This is a genomic window from Nocardiopsis lambiniae, assembly GCF_031845465.1.
In the GTDB taxonomy this organism is placed as follows: domain Bacteria; phylum Actinomycetota; class Actinomycetes; order Streptosporangiales; family Streptosporangiaceae; genus Nocardiopsis; species Nocardiopsis lambiniae.
The window spans coordinates 1-21593 of sequence record NZ_JAVREP010000032.1; the positions used below are offsets into that span (position 1 = coordinate 1).

Consider the following 21593-nt stretch of genomic DNA (forward strand, 5'->3'; position numbering starts at 1 on the left):
GGGGGGGGGGGGGGGGGGGGGGCCCGGGGTGAGGGGGACGTGGGCGCCGGTCGTGGTCAGGGACAGGGCGAGAAGGCCGGAGAGGATGCGAGGCATGGGCACCAGCCTGCCAAGCATCACTCTCCGACGTTAGGTGATCACCCGGAGAATACTGTCCGGTTGAGGACATCGAGTACAGGTGTGGTCGTGATCGTGCCCGGGTAGGCGGTTGTGATCACGGCGACGGGACCGGGGCGTTCCTCGGCGCGCGGCGGGCCCAGTAGGTGGCCAGGACCGAACCCGACATGTTGTGCCAGACGGAGAACAGCGCCCCCGGCAGGGCGGCGAGCGGGGAGAAGTGGGCGGTTGCCAGGGCGACGGCCAGGCCGGAGTTCTGCATCCCCACCTCGATGGCGACCGCTCGGCGGGCGGTGTCGGGCAGACGGCCGATCACGGCGACCAGGTAGCCCAGGCCCAGACCGCACGTGTTGTGCAGGATGACGGCGAGCGCCACGAGCAGGCCGGTGCCCAGCACCGCGTCGGCGTTGGCCCCCACGATGCCGGCGACGACGATGACGATGCCCGAGACCGAGACCAGGGGCATCGCCGGCAGGAGGCGTTCGACCAGGGCGGGCACGGCCATGCGCAGGAGGAGGCCGGCGATGACGGGGCCCAGGACGATCTGGAGGATCGACAGGAACAGGGCGCCGGCGGGGACCGGGAGGGTCGAGTTCGCCAGGGTCAGGACCAGGAGGGGGGTCAGGAACGGGGCGAGCATCGTGGAGACGGAGGTCATCGCGACCGAGAGGGCGACGTCTCCGCGGGCCAGGTAGACGATGACGTTGGAGGCGGTGCCGCCGGGGGCGGCGCCGACCAGGATCATGCCGACGGCGAGCATCGGCGGCAGGTCGAGCAGGTGGGCGATGCCCCAGGCCAGGGTCGGCATGACCGTGTACTGCACCAGTACGCCCAGAAGGACGGCCCTGGGGTGGCGGGCGACGATCGCGAAGTCGGACGGGCGCATGGTGAGGCCCATCCCGAACATGATCACGCCGAGCAGGAGCGGCGTGTACGGGGCGATGTGCGCGGTCTGTCCCGGCAGGAGGAGGCCGAGCACGGCCCCGCCGAGGACGAGCAGGGCGAACCATCGGCCGGTGAAGTCGGCGATGTTCTTGATGAGGGTCATCGGTTCGCTTCCCAGTGTGCTCCCCGGGGTGGACGGGACGTCCCCCGGGCGGTCGCCGCCCCGGTCGGGGTCGACACCGCCACGTCAGGGTAGTCCTCGGGGGTCAGTGGGCGACCAGCTGGGTGTCCAGTCCGTCGTCGGGGTGGTAACTCCAGGTCGCCTCGATGCCGTCCCATTCCAGGCGCTGGCGGCCGTCCAGGGCACGGGTCTGGCCCATCTCGACGAAGAGGCTGTCGGGGGCGTCCAGTTCGGTGAGGACGCAGTCGAGTTCGTCGTCGGTGAGACCGGTGACGTCGGTGGCGCCCTGGTGCTGGAGGAACAGGGAGCGCCCCTCGTCACCGACCTGGGCGTCGGGGTGATCGGTGAGGCCGCACGTGTCCAGGGCCGCCTCGAAGGGACGTGGGCGCAGGTCCAGGGAGGTGAACAGGAGGGTGGCGCCCACGCCCAGGAGCACACCGCTCAGGAGTCCGATGACGAGGGTGAGCAGCGGGGGCACGCCCCTGGCGGGGGGAAGGGGCGAGGCCGGGACCCCGCCCGGTCCCCCGACCGGTACCGGTCCGCCGGGCGGCGGCGGGACGCTCCAGCCCGGACCGGGGGCCGAGGGGGTGACGGGCGGCGGCGAGGCCCAGCGTGGCGGCCGACCCGCTCCGGGTCCCCCCTCCGGGGGTGGGTGTCCGTCCATGCGCCCGCCTTCCCTGTACTCCGCGCTCAGGGACTCATGCCCGGTGGGGTCACGTCGCATCCTCCGGCGCGGGCAAAGCCGGTGCCGGATCCCGGACCAGGTCCCGGAGGAGGTCGTCGTCGACGGACTCCTCGTGGACGGCCCGTCCGTGTCGGGTCATGGCCCGGGCGAGTTCCGGATCCCAGGGGGTGGGCCCGGCGCCGGTGAGGGCGGGGAACGCGTCGTCCACATGGGCGGTGTAGTCGGCGGCCGACATGCGCCACGGGGAGGCGCCGTGGCGGTCGATCGCGTACCGGGCCATCGCGATTCCGGCGGCGTCGAAGTCGCCGTGGTAGCGCAGTCGGCCCCCGCCGGCGCGAATGGCGGCGGCCAGGCGGTGGAAGGCCGCCGAGGGCCAGCCCTCGGTGCACAGCAGCGGGGCGCAGGCCGCGCCGAGCCCGTCGGCGGCGCGGCGCAGAACCGCGGGGTTCTCGCAGACGAACACGACCGGGGCGGTCACCGTGATCGGCAGGGTGACGAGCTGGTGCAGGGTGACCTGGAAGGGAACGCCCCGGGCGGCGGCGTCGGTGAGCCACTCCCCCAGTCCGGCTCCCTCGGCGGGCAGGCCCAGGACCAGGACACGGCTGGCGAGGTCGTCGCCGACGACACCGTGGGCCTCCCACAGGGCGCGGGTCGCCTCGGCCGTGTCGGTCCGGGGCAGGCCGGTGCGCTCGGCGAGAGCGCTCAGGACGAGGGTGGCCAGCGGGGTGCGGTGCTCCAGGGCCTTGGTGTCGCCGGTGGCCGTGGCCGCCAGGGACGGCAGGGGCAGCGGTGGCGCGGTGTCGGTGCGGGCGTCGACGACCTCCAGGATCCGCACGGCCCGGCACAGCCGATCCGTGTCGCCCCGGTTCACGAGTTTGGTGACCGTGCCGTTCCCGGAGATCCGCTCCAGCCAGGTCCGGTACCAGTCGGCGTCGTTGAGGGGGCTGTCGCGGGCGGGGGCGAGGATCTCCTCACGGAGCCGTCGCCGCTCCCCCTCCTCGTCGCGGGGACGGCGCAGGGGTGGGCCGATGGTCTCCAGGATCTCGATGAGCCCTTGCCCGGTGGCACGACGCACGCTCGTGTCCAGGCGGTCCAGTGACACGACGATGCTCTTGGCGCCGGGGAGGTGATCGCTGCCGAGGAGGCCGCTGACGGCGGCGCACTCGGCGTCGGTGGGGGCGGGGACCGTGGCCCTGCCTCCGAGTTCGGCGTTGCGCCGTTCCAGGGTGCGCCGGGCCGACTCCAGGAGGCGGGCGTAATCGGGACGGCCCAGGGGGTGGGGCGACATGGGGGTCCTTCGGATCAGACGGGGTCGAGGGCCTCGGGGGCGTCGTCGACCGCCACGGGCAGCGTGCCCTCGGTGGCCAGGGGGACGAACCGGCTCGGGGTGATGCCGAGCAGGTGGGAGGACAGGGCGTCGTTGCCGGAGAACCCGGCGTCGGCGTCGACGACCTGGGCGCCGTCCCACAGCATGAACATGGCGGAGACGGTGTGGGAGGCCTTGTCGTGGTGCATGTCGTAGTGGGCGGCCATGGGGACGCTGTCGTAGTGCACCCACAGGTCGTGCCCGGTCATGAACACGTCGAGGTCGAAGGTGACGGTGAGGCCCATGAGTTCGGGCTTGTAGCGGTCGTCGATGCCGGCGAACGCCTCGTCCAGGGCGATGAGGCGCGGGCAGGTGGCGCGGGCGGAGGAGTACAGGGCGTTGGCGGCGGCGAACAGGGGCAGGTGGATGGCGGCGGACTTCTCACCGCCGGACATCTCCTCGTGCTTGGCCTTGGTGAGCCGGGCCTCGTCCTGGCCGGGGACGGACTTGCGCAGCTCGAACCGGTACCACTCGCGGTAGTCGAGGACGGCGGCCAGGACCTGCTTGTAGGTGGCGCGCGGGTGGGCGGCGTGGTACTCGCGGATCAGTTCGCGCAGCAGGCCGCGCAATTCGGTCAGGCCGCCCTGGCCCAGGCCGACGGAGTCGCGGCGCAGGAGGTCGGCGACGGCGCGGCGTCGGTCGGTGAGGTGGTCGGCGCGGGTCCACCGGATGCCGATCCGGGTACCGGAGGTCATGGGGCGCGACCGGGTGTCGGCGTCCATGCTGCGGACCAGGTCGCGTGCGGTGCGGACGCGTTCGTGGATCTGCTGGGCGATGGCGGAGAGGAGTTCGTCCTCCAGGACGCCGCGTTCCTCCCGGCGGAGCAGGGCGTCCTGTTCCTCGACGCGTTCGGCGATGGTGCGGGCGAAGGCGGGCAGCGGGTTGCGTCCGGTCTCGTCCCCAACGTGGACGGTGATGATCCCGCCCGGGTCGGCCTCGTGGTCGACCCGGTAGCCGTCGACGGTGGTGGCGAGGGTGTCGGTGAACACGCGCAGCGCCTCGGACATGCGGGTGGCCGCGGTCTTGAGGGCGGTGTCGGTGACGGGGGCGGTGCCGACGCTCTCGGCGAAGGCGTCCAGTGTCGCGGGGACCCCCGGGGGCAGGACGGCGCGCAGCGTCCCGGTGGGGTCGCCCCCGGCTGTGACGGCGGCGGTGATCCGGTCGGCGGCCTCCTGGGCGTCGGGCCACAGGGTCGGGGCCGGCCAGGCGTGGTCGCCGTCGACGCCCAGGAGGACGCGCGGCCCGGGTCGGGTGAGGGGGGTCAGCCCGGCGCAGTGATCGAGCACCGACTCCAGTGCGAGCAGGAGCGAGGAGCGACCGCTCTCGATGCCGGCCTCGGCGCGGACGACGCCGTCCCGGGCGGCGGCGGCCCGTTCGCGCAGGTCGGTCAGGACGGAGCGGCCGTGCACGAGGTCGTCCTCGGTGCGGCGCAGCCGGTCGATGATCTCCTGGGCGGAGGCGTCGATACCGTCCCTGCGGGTCTGGAGGCGCAGAAGGGTCTCGGCGTGTTCGGCGGTGCGCTCCTCGTGGGCCCGGGTGCCGCTCCGGTGTTCCTCGGTGAGACGGCCGATGGTGGAGGTGCGCTCGGTGAGGTCGTGTTCGGTGCGGGCGATGTCGGCCCGGGTCTCGTGCAGGGTGCGGTGGGCGGCCCGGAACACGTCGAGGGCGGCGGCCACGGCGTCCACGTCGGCGGGGGCGGTGGGCATGGAGCGTTCGGCGGCGACCGCGCGCAGCCGCGTGCGGTGGGCGTCGACGTCGGCGGTGGCCGAGTCCAGGCGCAGGCGGGCCTGTGCGCGTGCGGTGCGGGCGCCCGCGACGAGGGTGGCGTGGTGTTCGACGGTCTTGACGGCGCGGGCGACGGGGGTGACCTCGGGGAGGTCGCCCCGGGCGATGGCGAACACCTTGACCCGGTCGGCGGCCCGGTCGAGGCGGCGCCCGAGGTCGGCGAGGTCGGCGGTGAGCGCCTCGACGCGGGCGTCGAGTGCGGCGAGGCGTTCGCGGCGGCGCGCGGCCCGGTTGGTGGCGCCGATGAACTCGGGGGCGGCCTTGGGGCCCGCGCCGACCAGGACGCCGTGGCCGAAGCGGGAGTCGAGGGTGACGTGGGGGGTGCCGGTGGTGGGGACGTCGGCGGGATCGAGGAGGGCGACGGAGGCGAGCAGGGCGTCGATGGTCCGGGTGGGGACGTGGTGCTGTTCCTCGGCGAGGAGGACGTCGGCGAGGGTCCGCGGGGCGTGCCCGGCCGGGGCGGGGAGCAGGTAGGCGTCGGAGGTGCCGTCGGCGAGGGCGGCACGGGTGAGGTCGGGGTCGGGGTGGACCCAGGCGGTGAGCAGTCCGGCGGCGTCCAGGGCGCCCTCGACGGCGGCGGCGTGCGCGGGGTCGAGGTGATCGGCGAAGCGGACCAGGCGCCACAGCGGAGCCCCGGGGCGGCCCTCGCGGGAGGCCGTGCGGGCGCGGTCGGCGGGTGGCGCGTCATCGCGTTCCGCGGCGATCTCGGCGTGTTCGGCGCGCACGTCGGCGAGGTCGGCGGTCAGGGCTTCGTGGTCGGCGGTGAGACGGTGTTCGTGGCGGATCGCCTCGGTGCGCGCCGGGTCGGTGATCTCGGTGAACACCTCGGGAAGGGTGGGTGCGCCGGGCTCGCCGCAGGTGTCCAGGACGCCGATGAGGGTGTCGGCGTCGGCGGGGGCGCAGACGCCGTCGGGGCCGTCGGTCCAGCGGTGGGCCCAGGCGCGCAGGGCGTCGGTGACCTGGGCGCGGACGTCGGCGAGCCCGGCCTCGGCGCGGGCGCACGCCGCCTCGGCGTCGTCGAGGTCGGTCCCGGTGCGGGCGGCGTCGGCGTCGGCGCGGGCGCGTTCGGCCTCGACGCGGTGCAGTTCGGTCAGGTGCGCGCGGATCTCGTGGACGTCGGCCTCGCGGGCGGCGGCGCGGGCTCGGGCGGTGGTGAGGTCGGTGTCGGCGGGGCCCTCGCCGTCGACGGTGACGCCGGCCCGGTCCGCGCTCTCCCGGACCTCGGCGACCAGGTCGGCGATGGCGGCCCGTTGGCGGTCGATGTGCAGGCCGACGCCTCGGGCCTCGGCCGTCAGGTGGTCGATCTCCTCGCTCTGGCGCTGGAGGCGGCGCGCCTCCTCGGTGAGGTCGCGACCGATGCGGTCGTTGTGCCGCAGTTCGATCTCCAGGGCGCGGGCGTCGCGCAGGGCCTCGCTCTCCTCCAGGCCCTTGCGCACCGCCTCCAGGCCGTTCACCTCCTCCTCGACGCGGCGGACCTCGGCGGTGAGGTGTTCGGTCTCGGCGGTGGCGGTGGTCAGCGCGCCGGTGTGCCCGGCGAGGGTGGTGACGTGCTCCTCGGCGCGGTTCAGGGCGGTGGCGATGCCGGCCGACCGGTGGCGGGCGTGCGCGGTTAGGTAGGCGGTGTAGGAGGTGGTGAAGGCCTCGACGGCGGTGTGGGCGGTGGTGGCGTCGTCGAAGCGGCGCTGGACCGCGGAGAGGTTGGCGAAGTCGCGGGCGGCCTGGTCGATGAGTTCCTCGTCGATGGGGCTGAGCCCGGCGGTGAGGGTGTCGGAGACCTTCTCGGGGTCCAGGTCCTTGGCGAGCAGGGGGCGGCGCAGGGCCAGGAGCAGGTCGAGGAGTTGGACATAGCGGTCGCCGAGACCGAACAGGCGGGCGTCGACGGCGGCCCGGTAGTCGGCGGCGGAGGTGTGGTGGGAGCCTTCGCCCAGGGCGGCCTTGAGCTGACGTTCGGTGAGGGGGCGGTTGTCGGTCGCCAGCAGGCCGAAGTCGACGCCCAGGCGCTTGTCGGTGACGAAGAAGGAGGTGGCGACGCCGTCGCGGTGCTGTTGGGCGCGCAGGCCGATGACGAGGGTGACGGTCTCGGGGCGGGGGCCCTCGCCGGGGCGGGCGAACTCCATCCACACGAACCCGTACTCGGCGTCCTGGCCGCGGTAGAGGAGGTTGGACTTCATGGTGCGGTTCTGGCCGCTGAAGGGGTCCAGGCGGCGCGGGTCGGTGTGGCCGTCCAGGACGAACGGGAACAGCACCTCCAGGGCCTTGGTCTTGCCGGAACCGTTGTGGCCGCGCAGGACCAGGCGTCCGTCGGCGAAGGTGAACTCCTCGTCGAGGTAGTCCCAGACGTTGATCACCCCGGCCCGGGTGGGCTTGAAGCGGTCGTGGGACATCAGGTTCCTTCCGGTTCGAGGCCCAGGGGCAGCATGCCGGTGTCGGGACGCTGTGGGAGCGCGCCCTGGATGTTGCGGTAGCGCAGGGCGGCGGGCAGGACGAGGACGCCGCCGGGGACGGGGCGCAGCAGGGACAGGTCGGTGAGCAGTTCGAGGGCGGCGTCGAGCAGGCCGCGGGGGTCGCGCTGCCAGGCGGCGGTGAAGGAGGCGGCGCCGAACTCGGCGAACAGGTCGTCGACCATCGCCTCCAGGCGACCCTGTTCGATGAGCGGGGCCGTGGCCGGTTCGGGGGGCGCGGTGGCGGGGGCGGGGGCGGTCCAGGCCAGGGCCTCGACCACACCATCGCGGGGCAGCGCGGAGTCGACGCGGGTGATGAGGTCGGCGTGGGCGGTCGGGGCGGCGGGCAGGGGCAGGTGCGTGAGGGCCGCCCGGGCGGTCTCCATGCGGTCGGCGATCTTGGCCAGCAGGAGCCCGGCGGTGCGGTTGACGGCGCTGCCGCGCCCGGGGAAGGGGCGGTCGGTGAACAGGCCGCCGGAGTCGGCGAGCAGGACGCCCTCGGATCGGCGTTCGACGGTCAGTCCGGTGAGGTGGGCGACCTCCTCGGCGACGCCGGGGACCCGCAGGGCGTCGGCGACGTCGGGGGTGACGTCGGCGTAGTGGACGACGGGGTGTTCGACGAGGAGTCGGCGGGCGCGGCGGGCGGTCTGTTCGCGGGTGGGCTCGTCGGGGTGGTGGGCGAGCAGGCCGGCGACACCGGTGACGTGCTGGACGGGGCGCGAGGGGCGGAACAGCACCTCGCAGATCTCGTGGTCGATGTCGAAGAGGGCGTCGGCCTGGCCGTGGCCGCCGGCCCACGCCTCCAGGGAGCCGTCGGAGACGTGCAGGGCGCCGTGGTCGACGAGCCAGGAGCACACGTCGACGAGGGCGGCCTTGTGGGTGCCGTCGGTGGGGTCGTAACCCAGGCCCTCGATGGCGTTGGCGGAGGGGGCGAAGTGGCGGATGAGGTCGGCCAGGCTCACCTCGACCTGGGAGCGCTGGAAGGAGGCGAGCAGCAGGCACAGGTAGGCCAGGCGGCGTCGATCGAAGGGACGGCCGGCGCGGGCGAAGACCTGGCGCTGGGTGGGGTCGAGGACGTCGAGGTCGCGGACCAGGCGGACGTGTTCGGTGGTGGCGATGAGGGTGTGGCCGAACAGCTCGCGCAGGTCGTCGGAGAGTTCGTCGGCCCAGCGCAGGACGTGGGAGAGCACACCGGGCCGGGGGCGCGAGCGGGTGATGAGGTCGCAGGTGAGGACCCGGCGCATCGCCTGCTGGTAGGAGCCCAGGTCGGCGGGGTCGATCCGGTGCGCGGGGCGGCGTCGTCGGCTCATCGGCCCTCCCCGGGGACACGGATCGGGTGGAGGGGCACCGAGGATCGGCGCCGTCCGGCGGAGGCCGGGAGACGGACGGCGGTGGAACGTCTCCACACCGCTCGGGCGGCGGTGGAACGCCCGCGCATCGGACGGACGGCCGTGGGACACCCCCGCACCGGCCGGGGGTCGCCTTCGTGCGCGGAGGCGACGGGGTGCGCGGGGCTCATCGGGCGGCTCCGCGGATACGGGCGCGGGGGGCGAGTTCCAGGCGCATGCCGGGCAGGTGGAGCAGGCCCCGTGTGGTGCGGACGGTGCTGCCGGTGTCGCTGGGGACCAGGCGCACCAGGGTTCCCTCGTCGGTGCCGGTGGCCGACGACAGCCGGCCGGCGACGACGGCGCGCGATTCGAGGGCGCGGGTGATCAGGCGCAGCAGCACCCGGGTGTCGACCTCGTCCAGGACCCGGTCGTGGGCGCCCTCCTCGGCCAGCCGGGCGGCGGCCTGCCGGTCGGCGGCGCGGTCGGCGGCCTGGCGGCGGCGCAGTTCGGCGCGGGCGCCGGGGTTGCGGCGCACCGGCTTGGGCACCCCCGCGGTGGGCGCCTTGCCGCTGCGGAACAGTGTCACCGACACCTCCACGCCGGGGGCGTCCCACCAGGTGGTGTTCGGGGAGATCTGCTCGTCGTCCTCGTGGGCGACGCCCAGGTGGCGGGCGGAGCGGACGTTGAACGCGGCGCCCATGAGGGCGTGCGCGGCCCCGTCATCGGGGGTGTCGAACACCCACTGCGCCAGGTGGCGGAGCTGGGTGGCGCGGTTGACGCCGCCGCGTCTGGCCTCGGTGAGCTGGCGCAGCAGCGCGATGACCCCCGAGGTCGCCGAGCGGGTGGCGGCGTGCAGTTCGGCGGCGCGGGTGGGCGCGCCGCCCTCGGTGGTGAACCAGGCGCGCAGTGCCGCCCAACGCCGACGCCAGTCGTCGAGGCGCTCCTCGCGGTCCATGAACAGGCGTTCGTCGGTGTCGGCGGCACGGGCCAGCAGCGTGGTCAGGCCGGTGTCCTCCACCTCGCGCACCGCCCGCTCCAGGCGGGGCTGGTAGCGATCGAGTTCGGCCATGAACTCGGTCATGTGGACGAGTAGGGCGTTCTTGTACTTGAGGAACGTGTCCGGGGACGCGTCGGTGGAACGCAGGATCTCACCCAGGGTGACGTGGAACTGGGCGGAGCGGCGGCCCATGTCCTCCATCACCGAGTCCAGGCGGGACAGCCGACGGTAGACCTGTTCGGCGCGGCCGGTGAGGTTGGCGTCGGCCAGTGCGCGCAGGTCCTCCAGGACGTCGGAGAAGACCAGGCGGGACAGGTTGACGTCCTCGCTGCGGGCGTTGAGGACGCTTTCGACCGCCCGGTAGGCCCGGTAACCGAGTTCGCTGAACTGGTAGACGGACTGGCGGTTGCGGTAACGGGCGAGGTTGCCGGCGCGGGAGGCGTCGTCGAAGCGGTGCACGACCCGGTCGGCGTACAGCTCGTCGAGGCGGTTGCGCAGGTCGGCGGCGTCCGGGGAGGGCGCCCCGTCGTGGACGGCGGCGAGTTCGCGCAGGGTGGCGGCGAGGTCCTCGGCGCCGGCCTGTACCCGGTGGACCTCGCGCAGCCGGTCCAGGGCGCGCAGGATCCACAGGTAGGTCACGTGGTCGTCGCGCCGGGTGAAGTTGAACAGCTGGAAGCGGTCGCTGATCGTGAGCGCGTCCAGGTCGAGAGCGCTGCGCTCGGCCACCCGTGGTTCCCCGTTCCCGTGTTCCCGTACGTCGTCGCGACCGCGCGACGGCGGTCGCCCCGCGCGGTCGGAATCGCCCCCGCCCGGCCGCCGGGCATTGGCCATTATCGCAGCGTGTGACGGCGTTCCGTCCCGGAGCGGGGGAACCTGTGGACAAGCGCTCTCTGGGCGGTCGTGACCTGGGGTTTCAAAGGTGTACGGGCGGTGGAAAACCGGTTGCCCGTGTGCTCGGGCGCGTGACAGCCTGCCGGGGTGCGGCCGGACCGGGGACGGGCGCCGGGCCCTGTCGCCGATCCCCGGAGGAGTCACGGCCGTGGGCCACATCGACGTCAACCGGATCGGTCACACCCTGCCCGACGGGAGGGTGCTGCTGGACGAGGTCTCCTTCCGGGTCGGTGAGGGTTCGACCACCGCTCTGATCGGCGCGAACGGGTCGGGCAAGAGCACCCTGCTGCGGATCGTGCGCGGTGAGGTGCGCCCGCGGTCCGGCGCGGTCACCCTGGACGGCGATCTGGCGGTGATGGACCAGTTCGTCGGGCACGTGCGCGATGGGACCACGGTGCACGAACTGCTGGTGTCGGTGTCACCGGCGCCGGTGCGCGCGGCGCACTCCGACCTGGAGGCGGCCGAGGCCGCGATGATGGTCGACGACGGCGAGAAGACGCAGATGCGCTACGCGGATGCGATCGCCCGGTACGGGGACGCCGGCGGGTACGAGGCCGAGGTGGTGTGGGACCGGTGCTGCACGGCGGCGCTGGGTGTCCCCTACGAGCGGTGCCGGTGGCGCGAGGTGCGCACCCTGTCGGGCGGTGAGCAGAAACGGTTGGTGCTGGAGGCCCTGCTGCGGGGACCGGCGCCGTTGCTGCTGCTCGATGAGCCCGACAACTATCTGGACGTGCCCGGCAAGCGCTGGTTGGAGGAGGCGATCCTGGCCACCCCCAAGACGGTGCTGCTGGTCTCCCACGACCGGGAGTTGCTGAGCCGGGTGCCCGACCGGATGGTCACCCTGGAGTTGGGGGCGGCGGGGAACACGGCGTGGACGCACGGCGGCGCGTTCGGGACCTACCACGAGGCGCGTCGGGAGCGGTTCGCGCGGTTGGACGAGCTGCGCAGGCGGTGGGACGACGAGCACGCCAAGCTCAGGGCGCTGGTCGTGATGTACAAGCAGAAGGCGGCGTACAACTCCGACATGGCGTCGCGGTACCAGTCGGCGCAGACCCGGCTGCGCCGGTTCGAGGAGGAGGGGCCGCCGGAGAAGCTGCCCCGGGACCGGAACCTGCGGATACGGCTGCGCGGCGGGCGCACCGGAAAGCGCGCCCTGGTGTGCGCGGGTCTGGGGTTGACGGGGTTGATGCGCCCGTTCGACCTGGAGGTGCACTACGGGGAGCGGGTGGCGGTGCTCGGCTCCAACGGGTCGGGCAAGTCGCACTTCCTGCGGCTGCTGGCCGGGGGCGGGTCCGATCCGGAGGAGACGCCGCTGTCGGAGGAGGAGCGGGCGAAGGTGGCGCCGGTTCCGCACACGGGACGGGCCCGGTTGGGGGCTCGGGTGCTGCCGGGGTGGTTCGCGCAGACCCACGAGCACCCGGAGTTCGCGGGGAGGACGATGCTGGACATCCTGCACCGGGGCGAGGGGAGCCGGAAGGGCGTGCCCCGGGACGAGGCCGGACGGGCGCTGGACCGCTACGAGCTGGCCCGGTCGGCGGAGCAGACCTTCGACACGTTGTCGGGTGGTCAGCAGGCGCGGTTCCAGATCCTGTTGCTGGAGCTGTCGGGGGCGACGATGCTGCTGCTCGACGAGCCGACGGACAACCTGGACGTGGTGTCGGCGGAGGCGTTGGAGGCGGCGTTGGACGCCTACGAGGGGACGATCCTGGCGGTGACGCACGACCGGTGGTTCGCCAGGGGGTTCGACCGGTTCGTGGTGTTCGGGTCGGACGGGCGGGTCTACGAGGCCGATGAACCGGTATGGGACGATGGTCGGGTGCGGCGCGCCAGGTGAGGGAACCCCTCGGGTTCAACGGACCGGGAGTCGGAGGTCGACGAGGGCGGAGCACTCCGCCAGGCAGCCGCCGACGACCAGTTCTCCGCCCGGGAGGGCGTCGGGCAGGTGGAAGACGGCGTGCGTGGCGGTCTCGGCGTCGAGTTCGCGTCGGCCCGCCGCGTCCTCCACGCGCTGCTCGCTCCCGTCCTCCGCCCGGTAGGCGGTCCCCTCCAGGTCGAGGGAGAGGTCCTCGGCGGCCTCGAACTCCACCGTCACCACGAGGACGTGGTCGACGACGGAGCGGTAGGCGGTGATGAGGGTCGCGTTGACCCCCTCGGAGTCGGCGGTGACGTCCTCGCCCACGATGAGGGACGGCCCGGGGTCGGAGCCGTTGATGCGCAGACCGGTGATCAGCGTGTCGCGGCCGGTGAATCCGGTGTACTCGCCGCAGTCGGGGTCGTTGCCCAGGGCCGGGCACAGCTCGGCGCCGTCGTCGGTGCGGTTGAGCGAGGTCGGAGGGGCGGCAACGCCCCCGTCGCTCCAGGCCTGGGCGATGGAGGAGGTGTGCAGGAGGAGTTGGTGGGCGGCGGAGCCCTCCACGGTCAGGTGGAGCCCTTCGCGCACGCGGTCCGGGTCGTCGGTGGCGGCGAGCGCCTCCAGGTAACCCGTGACGGTCTCGGCGGGGGGTTCGCCGGTGGCGGGCTCGGTGGCGTCGGTGGCCGGAGCGGAGGGCGGCGGCGCGGGTTCCCCGGTGGGCGAGGGCGTGACCGCGGGGGCCTGCGGGACGACCTCCCCCTCCGGGCTCGGCGGAGCGGCCGGGGCATCGGTGATCCCGGGTTCCCGGGTGCCGCCGTCGGTGGGATCGATGCTCTCGGCACCGCCGCCGCAGCCGGCGAGGAGGAGGGCGAGGGGCAGGGTGAGGAACCTCGTCGCGACCATGTCCGCCCCTCTTCGTCGAGAACACACGACGCGGGGAGCTTATGGCCTTATGTCGTAAAAAGGGGCTTTTGCGAAGGCAAGGAGTTCACACGGAGCGATGGGGCCGTCACGTGGACGGCCCCACCGTCTCACGGACGCAGCACGACCGGGAACGCCTTGAGGCTGTTGACCGACAGGGCCGAGGCGACTTCGAGCTCCTCGTCCGGTACGGCGAGCCCGAGGTCCGGGAAGCGCTCGAAGAGCATCGGCAGGATGATCCCCGCCTCCAGACGCGACAGGGGCGCTCCCGGGCAGATGTGCGGGCCGTACCCGAAGGAGATGTGCCGCCCCTTCTCCCGGTCGGGGTCGAACACCTCCGGGTCCTCGCCGAACTCCGCGCGGTCGCGCGAGGCCGCCCCGTAGTGGGTGAGCAGCGCCTCGCCCTTCTGGATGGTCCGTCCCCCGATCTCGACGTCCTCGGTGGCGAACCGGAACATCATGAGGTTGTTGGGCGGGTCGTAGCGCAGCGTCTCCTCCACGACCGCCTCCCAGGTGACCTCGCCCCCGCGCAGCCGCTCCAACTGCTCGGGGTGCGCGAGCAGGGCGCGCACCACGTTGGTGAGGAGGTTGACGGTGGTCTCGTGCCCGGCCGCCACCACCGTCAGCAGGGTGAGGACGATCTCCGTGTCGTCGAGACCGTCACCGTCCTCGCTCGCACGGATGAGGTCGGCGGTGAAGTCGTCGTGTTCGTCGAGGGTCGCGCGCTTGCGGGCGACCAGCTCGCCGAAGTACTGGAAGAGGGTGCCGTAGATCCGAAGGTGCTCGCCCTCCTCCGTGGTGCCGGAGAACAGCTTGGCGTACATCTCGCCCAGGTTCTCGTACTCGGCCTCGGACACCCCGTACAGCTCACCGATGACGGCCATCGGCACCCGGAAGGTGAACTCCGACTTCAGGTCCAGCGTCTCGGACGCCCTGGGCTCCAGGGCGTCCAGCGCCAGGCGGGTGATGCGCTCGATGCGCGGGCGCAGCCGCTCGACCCGGCGCGCGGAGAACGGGCCGGCGGTGAGCTGTCGCAGCCGCCGGTGGGCCGCGCCGTCCAGAGCCAGCATGTTGGTGTTGTCGGTGGGGATGGTGCCCAGCAGCGGCCACCCCTCGGGGACCCGGCCCTCCTGGTAGTCGGCCCAGTGGTCGACGCTCTTGCGGAACCGCGGGTCGTTGAGCGTGGCCTTGCTCACCTCGTGGTGGGTGGTCGCCCAGGCCCGCACACCGCCGGGCAGCTCCACCCGGGTGACGGGGCCCGCCCGGTACAGGCGCTCGCGGTCGGCCTGGACGTCGTCGGGAACGGCGTGGATGAGGGGGACGCCGTCGGCCGCCTGGTGGGGGCAGGACATCAGAGCACTCCTTGGGGGGTTGCGGGGGTGAAGGTGACCGGGAGCGCGACGACGCCCCGGACCCAGGGGGAGGGCCGCCAGCGGACCTCCTCGGCGGGGACGGAGAGCTCGATGTCGGGCAACCGGTCGAGGAGCACCTCGATGGCGGTGACCGCCATCGTCTCGGCGAGTCCGCGGGCGGCGTGGGGGCAGCTGTGCTCTCCGTGGGAGAAGGACAGGTGGGCGTGGTTGACGCCGTGGCCGGCCTCGGGTGCCTCGGCCCGCAGCCGGAGGTCGTTGTTGGCGGCGGCGTAGCCGAGCAGGAGCAGGTCGCCCCGGCGGATGAGGTTCCCGCCCAGTTCCACGTCGTGGGCGGCGAAGCGGCCCGCGTTCATCTGGGAGGGCGAGTCCTCCCACAGGACCTCCACGAGGGCCTCGCGGGCACTGCTGCGGGCACCGAACAGGGAGGCGCCGAAACGGTCGTCGGTGAGCATCGACCGCAGGGCGTTGCCGATCCACTCACCAGTGGTCTGGTGGCCGCCGCCCAGGATCGCGATGAGTTCGGCGTTGAGGTCCTCGTCGCCGTACCCGACGGCGTGGTCGATCATCCGGGAGACGATGTCGGGGCCGGGGTCGGCCCGTCGGGCGGCGATCAGCCCGGTGAACACGGCGACGATGCGCCCGTGGGCGGCGACGGCGTCGGCACCGGCGTTGAACACGGTGTTCATGTCGGAGGTGACGGCGTCGCCGGTGGCGTCGTCCAGGCCGAACATCCGGCACAGCACCAGGGCGGGGATGCGCTCGGAGTACCGGGAGCGCAGGTCGACCTCTCCCGCACCGCAGAACCCGTCGATGAGGCGGTCGGCGATGCGGGAGATGAGCGTGCGCAGCTCGTGCGGGTCCGCTCCGTTGATGGCCTCGTTGACGGCGCGGGTGCGCCGCCGGTGGTCCTCCCCCTCCGCGGAGAGGAGGTTGGGCAGGGGGGCGAGCACCGGCAGCAGGGGCCAGTCCGGGGGCACCTTCTCCCAGGAGTTCCAGCGGCGGGGGTCGCGGGCGAACGTGTCGGAGTCGCCCAGGACGCGGTGCAGTTCGCGGTAGCCGATGACCAGCCAGGCCGGGACGTCCCCGTCCATGAGGACGGGCACGACCGGTCCGTGCGCGGCGCGCATCTTCCGGTAGAAGCCTTGGGGGTCGGCGTTGAAGGCGGGATCGTAGAGCCGGACCGGGGTCGTGGTGTCCACCGGGCACCTCACGTGTTCTGGGGGGCGGTTACGACGAACGGGGCGGGCCGCCCCGGCGGGGCGGCCCGATCGCCGGATCAGGGGCGCAGGAGAACGGGGAGTTCCTTGAGGCTGTTGACCACGATCGAGGGGTGATGGCCCAGTTCCCCGTCGGGGACGGCCAGTCGCAGGTCGGGGAAGCGATCGAAGAGCATCGGGAGGGCGATCCGCCCCTCCATGCGGGCCAGCGGCGCTCCGGGGCACACGTGCGGGCCGTATCCGAAGGACATGTGGCGGCCCTGGGAGCGGGTGAGGTCGAAGGTGTCGGGGCGGGGGTCCTCGCCGTGCTCGGCGCGGTCGAGGCCGATCGCCCCGTAGGAGGTCATCAGGGCCTCGCCCTTGGCGATGACGACCCCGCCGACCTCGACGTCCTCGGTGGCGAACCGGAAGATGAAGTTGGAGGTGGGCGGGTCGAAGCGCAGGGTCTCCTCCACCACGGCGTCCCAGTCGACCTCGCCCTTCCTCACCAGCTCGAACTGGTCGGGGTGGGCGAGCAGGGCGCGCACCGCGTTGCACAGCAGGTTGACGGTGGTCTCGTGGCCGGCGGCCACCACCACCTGGAGGGTGCCGCGCACCTCCAGGTCGCTGAGGGAGTCGCCGTCCTCGCCCGTGTCGAGCAGTGCGGTGGTGAGGTCGTCACCGGGGTTCGCGCGCTTGGCGGCGATCATGTCGTCGTAGTAGCGCTCCAGGGTCGCGTAGGTCTCCAGGAACTCCTCGGGCGCGGTGACCGAGCTGAAGAACTTCACGTACAGGTCGCGCAGAACGCCGTGCTCGTCCTCGGGCACGCCGTACAGTTCGCCGATGACGCTCATGGGGAGCTTGAAGGCGAACTCGGCCTTGAGGTCGAGCGGCGCGTCGGCCCGGGGCTCCAGGGAGTCGAGGAGTCCGCGGGTGATCTCCTCGACGCGGGGGCGCAGCCGCTCGACGCGGCGGGCGGAGAACGCCTTCGCGGTGAGCAGGCGCAGGCGCCTGTGCTCGGCGCCGTCGGTGCCCAGCAGGTTGGTGGGGGTGGGCGGGATGGTGCTCAGCAGCGGCCAGGTGTGGGGGATCCGGCCCTCCTGGAAGTCCGCCCAGTGGGCGATGTCCTTGACCAGCCGGGGGTCGGTGAGCAGGGCGCGGGCCTCTTCGTGGTGGGTGACCGACCAGGCGTTCACGCCGCCGGGCAGTTCCACCCGGGTCAGGGGACCCGCGGCGTGGAGGGTCTCCCGTTCGGCGCGCAGGTCGGTCACGTAGGGGTCCAGGACCACGGCGGCGGGGGAACCGTGGGGCACGGGGCAGGGCATGCAGACTCCTCGTCGAGGGTGCGGGGGTAGGGGGCGCCGCGGTCGCGGGGAGGGCGCCCCGGGCTCAGAGGGGAGGGAGGTGGAGCGGAGGCGCGGAGGAGAAGACGACCGGCAGGCCGGTGACCCCGCGCATCCACGGTGAGGGTCGCCAGCGGAGTTCTCCGGCCGGGACGGACAGTTCGAGATCGGGCAGGCGGTCCAGGAGGACCTCGACGGCGGTGACCGCGATGATCTCGGCCATCTCCCTGGCCGAGTGGGGGCACCGGTGGTCTCCGTGGGAGAAGGACAGGTGGGAACGGTTGGCCTGGTGTCCGCCGGGGGCGCGGTGCAGGGCAGGGTCGCGGTTGGCCCCGGCCAGGCCGAGCAGGATCAGGTCTCCGGTACGGACGCGGCGCCCGCCCAGGTCCACGTCGTGGGCGGCGAACCGGCCCGCGTAGATCTGGGTGGGGGTGTCCTCCCACAGCACCTCGTTGAGTGCTTCGGAGACGCTGAGGCGGGAACCGGACAGGGAGGCGCCGAAACGGTCGTCGGTGAGCATCAGCCGCAGCGCGTTGCCGATCCACTCCCCCGTGGGCTGGTGGCCGCCGCCCAGCAGCACGATGAGTTCGGGGATCAGCTCCTCGTCGGTGAACTCCTCCCGATGGCCGATGAGGTGGGAGACGACATCCGGCCCGGGTGCGGCCCGGCGTGCGGCGACCAGGGCGGTCATCTCCGCCAGGAGGGTGCCCTGGGCGGCCATGGAGTCCGGCCCGCCGTCGAGCATGGTGGTCATGACCGTGGCCAGGGCGCCGCCGTGCTCCTCCTCCAGGCCGTACGCCCAGGCCAGGACCAGGGCGGGCAGGCGGGAGGAGTAGGCGGCGCGCAGGTCGGCGGAGCCCGCGGCGCAGAAACCGTCGATGAGGCGGTCGGCGAAGCGGGTGGTCACGGTGCGCAGTTCGTGCTGGTCGATGGCGGCCAGGGCCTCGGCGATCGCGCCGGCGCGGCGCCGGTGCTCGTCACCCTCGGCGTTGAGCACCGTGGGCATCGGCATCACCAGGGGCATGAGGGGCCAGTCCGGGGGGACCCGGTCCCAGGCGTTCCAGCGGCGCGAATCGCGGGCGAACGTGTCCGGACGGGTGAGCACGTCCTGGAGTTCGCGGTAGCCGATGACCAGCCAGGCGGGGACGTCCCCCTCCAGGAGCACCGGGATGACGGGACCGTGTTCGCAGCGCAGGCGGTCGTAGAGACCACCGCCGCCCGCGCCGATGTCGGGGCCGTGGAGGACGACGGGTTCCGTGCTCATCGGGCGGCCTCGGCGACCAGGGAGCGGACGTGTTCGATCAGGGCGATGAGGACGCCCTTGGCGGAGGTCCGGTCGCGGGCGTCGCAGCGCAGCAGGGGCACCGCGGGGTCCAGGTCCAGGGCGGCGCGGATGTCCTCCAGTCGGTGGTCGCCCTCGCCGAAGTCGTTGTGGGCGACGACGAACGGGGTGCGCTGGGCCTCCAGGTGGTCGATCGCGTAGAAGGAGTCGCCCAGTCGGCGGGTGTCGACCAGGACGACCGCGCCCAGGGCCCCGCTGAACAGGCGGTCCCACAGGAACCAGAAGCGCTGCTGGCCGGGGGCTCCGAACAGGTACAGGACCGAGGTGGCGTCCAGGGTGATGCGACCGAAGTCGAAGGCGACGGTGGTGGTGTGCTTGTCCTCCACACCGTTCAGGTCGTCGATGCCGTCGCCGGCCCGGGTCATCGTCTCCTCGGTGTTGAGGGGGCGGATCTCGCTGACCGAGCGCACCAGGGTGGTCTTGCCGACCCCGAACCCGCCGACGACGGCGATCTTCAGGGCCTGGTCGACGGTCGGGGGCAGGGGCCGGACCGGGTCCGCGGTGGGTTCAGAGGTTGTGGAGTGCAACGAGGACCTTCTCCAACACGTCCGGGGAGGCGAGGGGATGGGCGGGCGAGGGGGCGGGCCGGGGGTGGCGCGCCGTGATCCGTCCGGTGTCCAGCAGGTCGGTGAGCAGGATGCGGGTCACCGTCAAGGGGAGGCCGAGGTGCGCGGAGACCTCCACCACCGCCATGGGTCCGCGGCACGTCCGCAGGATCGCGGCGTGCTCGGACTGCATGTCGGGGGTGGGTTCGCTCTCGGCGACGACGAGGGTGACCGCGTCCAGGGACTCGTCGGCACCGTCGCTGCGCCCGGAGGTGATGACGTAGAGGCGGTCGGGCGTCTCGTGGCGGTGGGAGCGGGTCATACCGTTCCGGTGGTGGCCCGGGGCGGGGTGGACAGGTGCTCGCCCAGCTGCTCGACCAGTTCGTTCATGTTGTGGCCGACCAGTCCGGGGTCGGCCTCGTCGGAGGTGATGACGGCCAGGTGGGCGCCGGCACCGGCCTCGACGATGAACAGCAGTCCACCGTAGAACTCGGCCATGGCCTGACGGACACCGCCGCCGCCGTTGCCGAACTCCACCGAGGCGCTGTGGGCCAGGCTCTGCACCCCGGCGGCGATGGCGGCGAGATGGTCGGCGCTGTCGGCTTTCAGGCTCGGGGTATGGCACAACTTGAGGCCGTCACGGGAGAGCACGAGGGCGTGCCGGGTGCCCGGTGTGCGCTCCAGGAGTCCTTCGAGCAGCCAGGTCGATCGTGCGAGGTCCATCATGCGTCCTTCGGTGTTCCGTTCTGGTCCTGGCCGCGCACCGCCGCACGGAACGCCCCGAAGCCGCGGGGCGAGGTGGGCGGTCCGCTGTCCTCGACGGGGCGGGGCGCGGTGGCCTGGGCCGCCGCCAGGGTCTGCCCCCGGCGGCGTTGGGGCAGGCCGGTGTCCGGGTCGGTGGCGTTGTCCGGAGCGTTGTCCGGGGCAGCGGCCCGGACGGGTTCCGAGTCGGCCGCGGCGACCGGTCCCGGCCGCGCGGCCGGGACGGGTGCCGTGGGCAGGGGCTTGATGAGCTTGTTCGGGAGCAGCAGGACGACGGCGGTACCGCCGCGCGATGAGGAGCGGAAGGAGACCGACAGGTCGTAGCGGCGGGCGATGCGGCCGACCACGGACAGGCCCAGGCGACTGCCGGAGATGGTGGTGATGTCGGCGTCGCCGGAGACGCCCTCGCGGGCGCGGCGCAGCGCCTCCTCACCCATGACCAGGCCGCTGTCCTCGATCATGATCGCGATGCCGGCCTGGACCTCCTCCACGTGGACGTGGACCTCGGAGGTGGGCGGGGAGAACTTGGCGGCGTTGTCGAGGAGTTCGGCGACGGCGTGGATGACGCCCTCCGCGGCGAATCCGGCGATGGCCTGACGGGGCACGTTGTGCAGGCGCACCCGCCGGTAGGCGCCGATGCGGGCCATGGCTCCGCGCAGGATGCTCTCGACGCCGATGGCCCGGCTCCAGCGGCGACCCGAGCGGGCCCCGGTGAGGACGGCGATGCTGTCGGCGATGCGCCCGGCCTGGGCCGTGCTGTGGTCCAGGTGCATGAGGTCGCCCAGGATCCCGGAGTCGGTGTCCCCGTCGCCGTACCGCTCCTGCATGCGCCGCAGGTCGGCGAGCATCGTGGTGGTGAGGGCCTGCATGCGTCCGGCGGCGGTGGCGCAGGCGACCATGGCGGCCGACCGGCGGCGTTCGGCGGTGGCGATCTCGACGGCGACGGCACGGACGACGTTCCGCCGGGCGGTGTCCTCGGGCAGCGGGATGCGGTGCAGGGCGGTCTCGGCGGAGTCGCCCTCGCGCAGACGCTCGACCAGGCGCGGCAGGTGATCGCGGGCCAGGGACTCGGTGCTGACGCGCAGCTCGTCGAGTTCGGCGCGCAGGACGCGGACCGCGCGGTCGCGCCGGTCCAGGAACAGGGCGAGGACCAGGACCAGGAGAAGGGCGAGGGCACCGACGCCCAGGGCCCAGGGGTGCCGTGCGTCGGGGAACACCAGGAGGGTCCCGCCCCAGAGGACGAGCAGCACCGCCGGGAGGTGGGCCCAGCGGGGTGATGAGAGCGGCGGGGAGCCCGCGTCTCGGGGGGTGGTGGTAGTCATGTCTCACGTCCGACTGCGGAATATCCCCTGGTCGTTCCGGTGGCCACACCGGTCGGACCGAAGGGGTGGGGGGTCAGGCGCGCACCGAATACGAGAAGGGACGCTTTTCCGCAACGCGTTCTTTTCGACGCACAGCGAGTCAACATATCACCAGATTCACACAAAGGGTATTGCGGAACGGCGAACAGGTGAATGCACCGAGCCCGATCCGCTTTTCGCCCTCCTGGGGAACCGCGCTGAACTGCGGGAACGGTGTTCCGC

Annotated in this window: 16 protein-coding genes; 1 reads left to right on the forward strand and 15 read right to left on the reverse strand. The window is 73.1% G+C overall.

Going from position 1 to position 21593, the window contains the following annotated elements; all coding sequences use genetic code 11:
• Positions 1-214 precede the first annotated feature (214 nt).
• The 6 genes from RM479_RS26495 to RM479_RS26520 all read right to left on the reverse strand — a co-directional run bounded on the left by RM479_RS26495 (position 215) and on the right by RM479_RS26520 (position 10511).
• Entirely contained in the window at positions 215-1165 is a 951-nt protein-coding gene (locus RM479_RS26495) for a bile acid:sodium symporter family protein (protein WP_311514419.1), read from the reverse strand.
• A 103-nt stretch (positions 1166-1268) separates the two neighbouring features.
• Positions 1269-1661, reverse strand: a complete 393-nt coding sequence (locus tag RM479_RS26500) for a hypothetical protein (protein ID WP_311514420.1) — start codon at positions 1659-1661, stop codon at positions 1269-1271.
• A gap of 235 nt (positions 1662-1896) precedes the next feature.
• Positions 1897-3156, reverse strand: coding sequence for a TIGR02679 family protein (locus RM479_RS26505; protein ID WP_311514421.1), 1260 nt, complete (start codon positions 3154-3156; stop codon positions 1897-1899).
• A 14-nt stretch (positions 3157-3170) separates the two neighbouring features.
• Positions 3171-7403 (reverse strand): TIGR02680 family protein, encoded by a 4233-nt coding sequence (locus RM479_RS26510; RefSeq protein WP_311514422.1) that lies wholly within the window; start codon positions 7401-7403, stop codon positions 3171-3173.
• Complete coding sequence (locus RM479_RS26515) at positions 7403-8770, reverse strand: DUF2398 family protein (protein ID WP_311514423.1); 1368 nt, start codon at positions 8768-8770, stop codon at positions 7403-7405. Before RM479_RS26515 ends, RM479_RS26510 begins: the two co-directional genes overlap by 1 nt.
• Positions 8771-8975: 205 nt before the next feature.
• Positions 8976-10511: a TIGR02677 family protein gene (locus tag RM479_RS26520; protein ID WP_311514424.1), complete on the reverse strand. Its 1536-nt coding sequence runs from the start codon at positions 10509-10511 to the stop codon at positions 8976-8978.
• Between the two features lie 313 nt (positions 10512-10824).
• Between RM479_RS26520 and RM479_RS26525 the strand changes: the two genes are divergently transcribed.
• Positions 10825-12510 (forward strand): ATP-binding cassette domain-containing protein, encoded by a 1686-nt coding sequence (locus RM479_RS26525; protein WP_311514425.1) that lies wholly within the window; start codon positions 10825-10827, stop codon positions 12508-12510.
• Positions 12511-12525: 15 nt separating this feature from the next.
• On the opposite strand, the gene RM479_RS26530 is transcribed toward RM479_RS26525, so the two are convergent.
• The 9 genes from RM479_RS26530 to RM479_RS26570 all read right to left on the reverse strand — a co-directional run bounded on the left by RM479_RS26530 (position 12526) and on the right by RM479_RS26570 (position 21332).
• A complete protein-coding gene (locus tag RM479_RS26530; RefSeq protein ID WP_311514426.1) occupies positions 12526-13431 on the reverse strand; it encodes a hypothetical protein in 906 nt (301 codons plus the stop codon).
• A gap of 128 nt (positions 13432-13559) precedes the next feature.
• Entirely contained in the window at positions 13560-14801 is a 1242-nt protein-coding gene (locus RM479_RS26535) for a cytochrome P450 family protein (RefSeq protein WP_311514427.1), read from the reverse strand.
• Positions 14801-16021, reverse strand: a complete 1221-nt coding sequence (locus tag RM479_RS26540; RefSeq protein WP_311514428.1) for a cytochrome P450 — start codon at positions 16019-16021, stop codon at positions 14801-14803. Before RM479_RS26540 ends, RM479_RS26535 begins: the two co-directional genes overlap by 1 nt.
• A gap of 77 nt (positions 16022-16098) precedes the next feature.
• Positions 16099-17343, reverse strand: a complete 1245-nt coding sequence (locus RM479_RS26545; protein ID WP_311514429.1) for a cytochrome P450 family protein — start codon at positions 17341-17343, stop codon at positions 16099-16101.
• Between the two features lie 64 nt (positions 17344-17407).
• Positions 17408-18625 carry a cytochrome P450 gene (locus RM479_RS26550; RefSeq protein ID WP_311514430.1) on the reverse strand — a complete coding sequence of 406 codons (1218 nt, stop codon included), beginning with the start codon at positions 18623-18625 and terminating at the stop codon, positions 17408-17410.
• Positions 18622-19230: a GTP-binding protein gene (locus RM479_RS26555; protein WP_311514431.1), complete on the reverse strand. Its 609-nt coding sequence runs from the start codon at positions 19228-19230 to the stop codon at positions 18622-18624. The genes RM479_RS26550 and RM479_RS26555 overlap by 4 nt, the downstream gene beginning before the upstream one ends.
• Entirely contained in the window at positions 19211-19570 is a 360-nt protein-coding gene (locus RM479_RS26560; RefSeq protein ID WP_311514432.1) for a DUF742 domain-containing protein, read from the reverse strand. The genes RM479_RS26555 and RM479_RS26560 overlap by 20 nt, the downstream gene beginning before the upstream one ends.
• Positions 19567-19971 carry a roadblock/LC7 domain-containing protein gene (locus tag RM479_RS26565; RefSeq protein ID WP_274811056.1) on the reverse strand — a complete coding sequence of 135 codons (405 nt, stop codon included), beginning with the start codon at positions 19969-19971 and terminating at the stop codon, positions 19567-19569. Before RM479_RS26565 ends, RM479_RS26560 begins: the two co-directional genes overlap by 4 nt.
• Positions 19971-21332 carry an ATP-binding protein gene (locus RM479_RS26570; RefSeq protein ID WP_311514433.1) on the reverse strand — a complete coding sequence of 454 codons (1362 nt, stop codon included), beginning with the start codon at positions 21330-21332 and terminating at the stop codon, positions 19971-19973. Before RM479_RS26570 ends, RM479_RS26565 begins: the two co-directional genes overlap by 1 nt.
• Between the last annotated feature and the right edge of the window lie 261 nt (positions 21333-21593).